Raw genomic sequence first — 7,535 nt, 5'->3', positions numbered from 1 at the left:
CCGCCGCCCCGGAAGGCCCCCGAGCACTGAGTGGAGGCTGCGCGCCAGAGGGCCGGGCCCGGTTTCGTGAGCCGGCCTGGCCCCAGCGGTTTTTTCAGCGCCGGCGCTGTTTTTTCGGGGGTGGCGCGGGCTTTTCCTTTTCACCGGAGACCTGGAAGGGAATCCGGACATCAGGCAGCTCGCGGCCCTGGGAATCGGTCATCGAGGTGCCGGTCTGCGCGTCGACGACCAGCGTGTACTTGTGGCCGGTCTTCAGGGGCGTGGGCAGCGAGATGCGGTACAGCAGTCCGTTGGCGGATTCCTCGGCGGCATCGTCCGAGACCATGGCGCGCTCGACCTCGTCGAAGAGGCGGACGCGGTAGTTGCGGAGCGCCAGCGTGCTGCGCAGCTCGAGCGTCGACGTGGGCTCGATGAGCGGCCGGCCTTCGTCCGCGTCGACGAGGGGGATGGAGTCCATGCCGCCGGCATCCGGGCGCGCGTACTGAAGGGTGAACGACGTGGGGCCCGGTTCCGCCGCGAGGCCCGCGTCCGTTTCGGCTTCGGCGGTGACGCCCGCGTCGGGAGTCGGGGTGGAGGGCTTGGGACATCCGACGACGACGAGCGCGGCCGCGCAGACCGCGAAGCTCAAACGGGGAAGTCGCATAGGGCGTGGGAAACCCTATGTCTCAACGCCCGGAGCGAGAAGCGCGAAAGCCTGGGGAGGGCCTGGGAGACGGGCCCGCGGACGCCCGGCGCCACCCCGTTTCCCTCTGACACTGGGTCTGATAAGATGCGTTATGTAAACTCGACGTACGGCGTCTCAGGGAGCCCTTGGACCTCGGGTTCCCACTCGCCCCCCCTGGTGCTTCCGACGTGCCGCGTCATGGCGCCTGCTCGCCCGGAATGCATCCCGCTCGGAAATCAAAGCCCCGCTCGTGCGTTCCGGCGCCGGGAATTCACTCCCCCCGCTTGACCGAGACCGGCTGTTCCCGGGACAACCCGCGGCACCTCCGGTTCCCGGAAAGGACCCCTGAATGAAGCGCTTTCTCATCCTGGCCACTCTGGTTGGCGCCGCCCCCGCGCTCGCCGATGAAGGCATGTGGACGTACAACAACTTCCCCGCCACCAAGGTGAAGGAGAAGTACGGCTTCGAGCCCAACCAAGAGTGGCTCGACAAGGTCCGTCTGGCCTCGGCCAAGTTCGGCGGCGGCTGCTCGTCCAGCTTCGTCTCGCCGGACGGCCTGGTGATGACGAATCACCACTGCGCCCGTGGCTGCATCCAGCAGCTCTCCACCGCCAAGAAGGATTTCATCGCCAACGGCTTCTACGCCAAGACCCAGGCCGAGGAGCTCCAGTGCCCGGCCCTCGAGGTCAGCCAGCTCGTCGAGATCACCGACGTCACCGACCAGCTCAACACCGCCACCCAGGGCCTCACCGGCAAGGCGTACGCCGACACCCTCAAGGCCGAGATGTCCAAGCTGGAGAAGGCCTGCACCACCGGCGCCGACGTGCGCTGTGACGTGGTCACGCTCTACCAGGGCGGCAAGTACAACCTCTACAAGTACCAGCGCTTCCAGGACGTCCGGCTCGTCTTCGCCCCCGAGCACGCCATCGCCTTCTTCGGCGGCGACCCGGACAACTTCGAGTTCCCCCGGTATGACCTGGATGTCACCTTCGTGCGCGCCTACAAGGACGGCAAGCCCGCGAAGAGCCCCAACTACTTCAAGTGGTCCGACAAGGGCGCCAAGGAAGGCGAGCCCACCTTCGTCTCCGGCCACCCGGGCAGGACCTCTCGCGGCCTGACCGTGGCGCAGCTCGAGTACCTGCGGGACACGGGCCTGCCCAAGCAGCTCTTCCGGCTGTCCGAGCTGCGCGGGGTGATCTCCGAGTTCCAGAACCGCGGCGTCGAGCAGAAGCGCATCTCCAGCAACCTGCTCTTCGGCGTGGAGAACGGCCTCAAGGCCACCAAGGGCAAGCACGAGCAGCTCGTCGACAAGGCCTTCTTCGCCCAGAAGGTCGCCGCCGAGCAGGAGCTGCGCAAGAAGGTCGACGCGGATCCGAAGATGAAGGCCAGGTACGGCGCCGCCTGGGATGAGATCGCTCGGGCCCAGGACACGTTCCGCAACCTCCGCAAGGAGTACGAGGGCCTCGAGGGCGGCTTCGGCACGCAGCTCTTCGGCCTGGCCAAGACCCTGGTGCGCGCCTCCGACGAGCTCACCAAGCCGGACACCGATCGTCTGCGCGGGTTCAACGACGCGAACCTGCCCGCCCTCAAGAACCAGATGATGAGCAAGGCGCCCATCTATCCGGAGCTGGAGATCGCCCAGATGACGTTCGCCCTCACCAAGCTGCGTGAGGAGCTCGGGCCGGATCACCCCTTCGTGAAGAAGGTGCTCGGCAAGGAGTCCCCGGCGGCCCTGGCCACCCGCGTGGTCAAGGGCTCCAAGCTGGCCGACCTCAAGGTGCGCGAGCAGCTCTTCTCCGGTGGCAAGAAGGCCATCGAGGCCTCCAAGGATCCGATGATCCAGCTGGCCGCCCTGGTGGACCCGGACGCCCGCGCCATCCGCAAGACGTACGAGGAGCAGGTCGAGGCCGTCATCCGCAAGAACAGCGAGCTGGTCGCCCAGGCCAGGTTCGAGGTCTACGGCACCGGCATCTACCCGGACGCCACGGGCACGCTGCGCCTGTCCTTCGGCTCGGTGAAGGGCTACATGGAGGATGGCAAGCAGGTGGCTCCCATCACCGCCATGGGCGATACCTTCGCCCGCCACACCGGTGAGGATCCCTTCGCCCTGCCCAGGTCCTGGCTCGCCGCCCAGAAGGACCTGACGGCCACCACCCCGATGAACTTCGTCACCACCAACGACATCATCGGTGGCAACTCGGGCTCGCCCGTCATCAACAAGGACGCGGAGGTCATCGGCCTGGTGTTCGACGGCAACATCCAGTCGCTCGGCGGTGACTACGGCTTCGACGAGAGCGTCAACCGTACCGTCGCCGTCCACAGCGAGGCCCTCATCGAGGCCCTCAAGAAGGTCTACAAGGCCGACCGCGTCCTCGAGGAGCTGCGTCCCGGCTCCACGCCCAACGTGAAGGCCGGCCCGGCGCTGTAATCCCCGAGCCTCGCCCCCTGTAGCACCCAGAGGCTGCCCGGTCAGTCCGGGCAGCCTCTTCGTTTTCAACCCAGGCGCCCTACTTCCCGCCCTACTCCCACTCGATCGTCGCCGGCGGCTTCGAGGAGATGTCGTAGACGACGCGGTTGATGCCGCGCACCTCGTTGGTGATGCGCGTGGAGATGCGCTCCAGCACCGGGTACGGCAGCCGCGCCCAGTCCGCCGTCATGCCGTCCACGCTCGTCACCGCGCGCAGCACGCAGGTGGACTCGTAGGTACGCTCGTCTCCCATCACGCCCACGCTCTGCACCGGCAGCAGCACCGCGAAGGCCTGCCACAGCTCCTTGTACAGCCCCGCGTCCCGCACCTCCTGCTGGACGATCGCGTCCGCGCGGCGCACCAGCTCCAGCCGCTCCTCGGTGAGTTCCCCCAGCACCCGGATGGCCAGGCCCGGCCCCGGGAACGGCTGCCTCGACACCATCTCGTCCGGCAGCCCCAGCTCCCGGCCCAACACGCGCACCTCGTCCTTGAAGAGCTCGCGCAGCGGCTCCACCAGCTTGAGGTTCATCTTCTCCGGCAGCCCGCCCACGTTGTGGTGGCTCTTGATGGTGACGGAGGGACCCTTGTACGACACGGACTCGATCACGTCCGGGTACAGCGTGCCCTGCGCCAGGAACTCCGCGCCCTGCACCCCGCGCGAAGCCTCCTCGAAGACCGCGATGAACTCGCCGCCGATGATCTTCCGCTTCTTCTCCGGATCCGTCACGCCCGCGAGCTTCCCCAGGAAGCGCGCCCGCGCATCCACCGTCTTCAACGGCACGTGGAAGCGGTCCACGAAGAGCGCCTCCACCTGGGCGCGCTCGTCCTGCCGCAGCAGGCCGTTGTCCACGAAGATGCACTGGAGTCGGGGGCCGATCGCCCGGTGCAGCAACAGCGCCGCCACCGAGCTGTCCACGCCTCCCGACAGGCCGCAGATGACCCGGCCGTGATCGCCCACCTTCTGGCGGATGGCCTCCTCGGCCTCCTGGATGAAGCCCTTCATCGTCCAGCTCCCGCTCACCTTGCAGTCGGTGAACAGGAAGGCGCGCAGCATCTCCTTGCCCATCGGGGTGTGCACCACCTCGGGGTGGAACTGGAGGCCGTAGATGGGCTTGCTCTTGTGCGCCGTCGCCGCGAAGGGCGAGTTGCCGCTGCGGCCGATGGACTCGAAGTCCGGGGGCAGCGCCTCCACCCGATCGCCGTGGCTCATCAGCACCTTCACCCGCTCACCGAGCTGGAACGCGGCCAGGGGGCCTCGCGTCGCCAGCACCTCCACCTCGGCGGAGCCATACTCGCGGTGCGCCGAGCGGTCCACCCGCCCACCCAACAGCTTGGAGAGCAGTTGGAGCCCGTAGCAGATGCCGAGCACCGGCATCCCCGCGTCGAAGACGAACGGATCGCACCGAGGCGAGCCCGGCGCCTCCACCGAGGCCGGTCCGCCCGACAGGATGATGCCCCGCGGCGCGTAGCGGCGGATGTCCTCGGCGGACAGATCCGGGCGGTGGATCTCGCAATACACGCCGAGCTCCCGCACGCGGCGGGCGATCAGCTGCGTGTACTGACTCCCGAAATCGAGGATCAGGATCTTCTCAGCGTGGATGTCCACCGGGGAGGCCTCCAGAGGGCGCGTTGACTGGTGCGGCCCTTACCGCTACAAACTTTGGGAAATCAACCATTAAGTCCCGCTTGACGAGGTCTCGGATGCGCCTGCCCGCTGTTGCAACCGTCCTGCTGCTGTCCACCACCGGTTGCGTGAAGGAGATCTCCTCGGAGGATCGTCTGGATCGCGACACGCAGTACGCGACGGCGAAGGACACCCCGGACGCCGCGGCGCTGGCCAAGGTCAACTGCGAGGACACCGCCGAGGGGCTCAACCAGGCCCGCAACGTCAACCGCCCGGAGACCGACCGGGTGATGAGCTACATCGACCTGTACACCTCGCTCATCAAGCGCACCGCGACCTTCGAGGACGCGATGACGCGCAACCCGGACCTGCACTACACCGAGGGCAGTCAGCAGCTCGTGGCCGCCAAGGAGACGTGCATCCAGCAGACGGCGGACGTGAAGGTGGAGTTCGAGACCTACGTGCGCGAGCTGGTGGAGGTGCCCACCGTCCAGGAGATCAAGGGCGGCAATGCCGTCACCGTGGCCCGGCTGGACTTCAACACCCTGCGCCAGGCCATCGAGACACTGGACCTGGACGACAAGGAGGCACTGCTCGGCCGGGTGTCCAACGCCGAGAAGCGCGTGTCCCCGGCCAAGGCCGAGGAGGAGCCGGCGCAGCCCTCCGGCGGCGGTCGCAAGCGCGGCAAGTAGTCCGCGCTCCTCCCCTCGCGCTACCCCGGCGCCCTACTCCACCCGGTAGTTGGGCGCCTCCTCGGTGATGATGACGTCGTGCACGTGGCTCTCCTTGAGCCCGGCCGCCGTGATCCGCACGAACCGCGCATTGCTGCGCAGCTCCTCGATGGTGGCGCAGCCCACGTAGCCCATGCCGCTGCGCAGGCCGCCCATCATCTGGTGGATGTTCATGCCCAGACTGCCCTTGTACGGCACGCGGCCTTCGATGCCCTCGGGCACGAGCTTCACCGCCTCCACGTCCGACTGGAAGTAGCGGTCCTTGGCGCCCTGCTTCATCGCGCCCATGGAGCCCATGCCCCGGTAACTCTTGTAGCTGCGGCCCTGGTAGAGGATCACCTCGCCCGGGGCCTCCTCGGTGCCCGCGAAGAGCGAGCCGATCATCACCGTGCTCGCCCCGGCCGCCAGCGCCTTGACGATGTCGCCCGAGTACTTGATGCCACCGTCGGCGATGATGGGCACGCCGTGCTTGTCCGCCTCGCGCGAGCAGTCGTCGATGGCGGTGAGCTGGGGCACGCCCACGCCGGCCACCACGCGCGTGGTGCAGATGGAGCCGGGGCCAATGCCCACCTTCACCGCGTCCACGCCGGCCTCGATCAGGGCCCGGGTGGCCTCCGCCGTGGCCACGTTGCCGGCGATCAGCTCGAAGCCGCGGAAGTTCTTCCGCGTGTCACGCACGGCCTCGATGACGCCCTTCGAGTGGCCATGGGCGGTGTCGATGACGATGACGTCCACGCCCGCCTTCACCAACGCGTCGATGCGGGCCTCGCGATCCGCCGAGGCGCCCACCGCGGCGGCGCACAGCAGCCGGCCCTTGGCATCCTTGGCCGCGTTGGGCCGGGTCCGGCGCTTCTCCATGTCCTTGATGGTGATGAGGCCCCGGAGCTCGAACTGCTCGTCCACGATGAGCAGCTTCTCGATGCGGTGCTCGTGCAGGAGCTGCTGGGCGTCGGTCTGACTGATGCCCTCACGGCCGGTGACGAGCTTGCGCGTCATCACCGCCTCCACCTTCTGCCCCAGGTCCGTCACGAAGCGCACGTCCCGGCTGGTGACGATGCCCACCAGCTTGCGGCCCTGCACCACCGGGATGCCGGAGATGTTGTACTGGCGCATCAGCTCGATGGCGCGCGCCAGCGGCACCTGCGGCTCCACGGTGATGGGGTCCACCACCATGCCGCTCTCGAACTTCTTCACCTTGGTGACCTCGAGCGCCTGCTGCTCGGGGGTCATGTTCTTGTGGATGACGCCGATGCCACCCTCCTGCGCCATGGCGATGGCGGTGCGGGCCTCGGTGACGGTGTCCATGGCCGCCGACAGCAGCGGCATGTTGAGCCGCAGGTTGCGCGTCAGCCGGGTGGAGAGATCCACGTCGCGCGGGAGGACGGTGCTCTCGGCCGGTACGAGGAGGACGTCGTCGAACGTCAGCGCGAGCCGGACTTCGGAGGTCAGCATGTGGGGCTCCCGGGGAGCCGCGGGTCGGACCCGCGGTAAAGCCGCTTCCATAAAGAGTGTGGACGGGGGGCGCAATGATGAAAACGGCCTTTTCCTCGGCCGTACACCTGCCCTCCAGGCGAATGGTGATAGGATCAACCCCCATCTTGCAGCCACAGAACACAGCCATGGGGGAAGCCAACGGGTTGGTCGTCAAGCTGCCCTTCGCCAGTCCCGAGGAGTTCCTGGCGAAGTACGGCGCCAACATCACCCGTGGAGGCATCTACCTCCGCTCGAAGTCGGTGAAGCCTCCCGGCACGCCAGTGAACCTGGACCTCAAGCTCGCCGATGGCTCCCGCCTCATCCACGCCACGGCGGTCGTCCATTTCGTCACCGGCCAGGCGGGCCAGGGCATCTCCGGCATGGGGCTCCGCTTCCTCAGCGTGGACCCGGCCACCTCGCAGTTCCTCGACGCCTCCGTGGCTCCCCTGCCCCACGGTCAATCCGCCGAGCCGCCCCTCCCGGCGGGCGTAGGGCCGGCGGACTACTCGGTCCCCACGGCGCCGCAGCCCTTGGCGGAAGCGCCGTTCCCGTCCCCTGCCTTCACCCCCCACCCCG

The 7,535-nt window shown here is 67.9% G+C and carries 6 protein-coding genes; 3 read left to right on the top strand and 3 right to left on the bottom strand.

Features of this window, described 5'->3' with window-relative positions; all coding sequences use genetic code 11:
• Window positions 1-94: 94 nt before the first annotated feature.
• Window positions 95-643: a hypothetical protein gene (locus VF794_RS01925; RefSeq protein ID WP_331107143.1), complete on the bottom strand. Its 549-nt coding sequence runs from the start codon at window positions 641-643 to the stop codon at window positions 95-97.
• Window positions 644-1,013: 370 nt separating this feature from the next.
• Between VF794_RS01925 and VF794_RS01920 the strand changes: the two genes are divergently transcribed.
• The gene (locus VF794_RS01920) at window positions 1,014-3,092 is read left to right on the top strand and encodes a S46 family peptidase (protein WP_331107141.1); all 2,079 of its coding nucleotides are present in this window, start codon (window positions 1,014-1,016) and stop codon (window positions 3,090-3,092) included.
• 91 nt (window positions 3,093-3,183) lie between these two features.
• On the opposite strand, the gene guaA is transcribed toward VF794_RS01920, so the two are convergent.
• Window positions 3,184-4,737: a glutamine-hydrolyzing GMP synthase gene (guaA, locus tag VF794_RS01915; protein ID WP_331107139.1), complete on the bottom strand. Its 1,554-nt coding sequence runs from the start codon at window positions 4,735-4,737 to the stop codon at window positions 3,184-3,186.
• Between the two features lie 95 nt (window positions 4,738-4,832).
• Here guaA and VF794_RS01910 point away from each other — a divergent pair, with 95 nt between their 5' ends.
• A complete protein-coding gene (locus VF794_RS01910; RefSeq protein ID WP_331107137.1) occupies window positions 4,833-5,447 on the top strand; it encodes a hypothetical protein in 615 nt (204 codons plus the stop codon).
• Window positions 5,448-5,480: 33 nt separating this feature from the next.
• Here VF794_RS01910 and guaB read toward each other — a convergent pair whose 3' ends face one another.
• Window positions 5,481-6,938, bottom strand: coding sequence for an IMP dehydrogenase (gene guaB / locus VF794_RS01905; protein ID WP_331107135.1), 1,458 nt, complete (start codon window positions 6,936-6,938; stop codon window positions 5,481-5,483).
• A gap of 167 nt (window positions 6,939-7,105) precedes the next feature.
• Between guaB and VF794_RS01900 the strand changes: the two genes are divergently transcribed.
• Window positions 7,106-7,535 (top strand): TIGR02266 family protein (locus VF794_RS01900; RefSeq protein WP_331107133.1); only part of this gene is annotated, 430 nt, incomplete at its 3' end.

Source organism: Archangium sp. (assembly GCF_036389735.1).
Taxonomy (GTDB): domain Bacteria; phylum Myxococcota; class Myxococcia; order Myxococcales; family Myxococcaceae; genus Archangium.
This window is presented reverse-complemented; position numbering and strand designations above follow the sequence as displayed.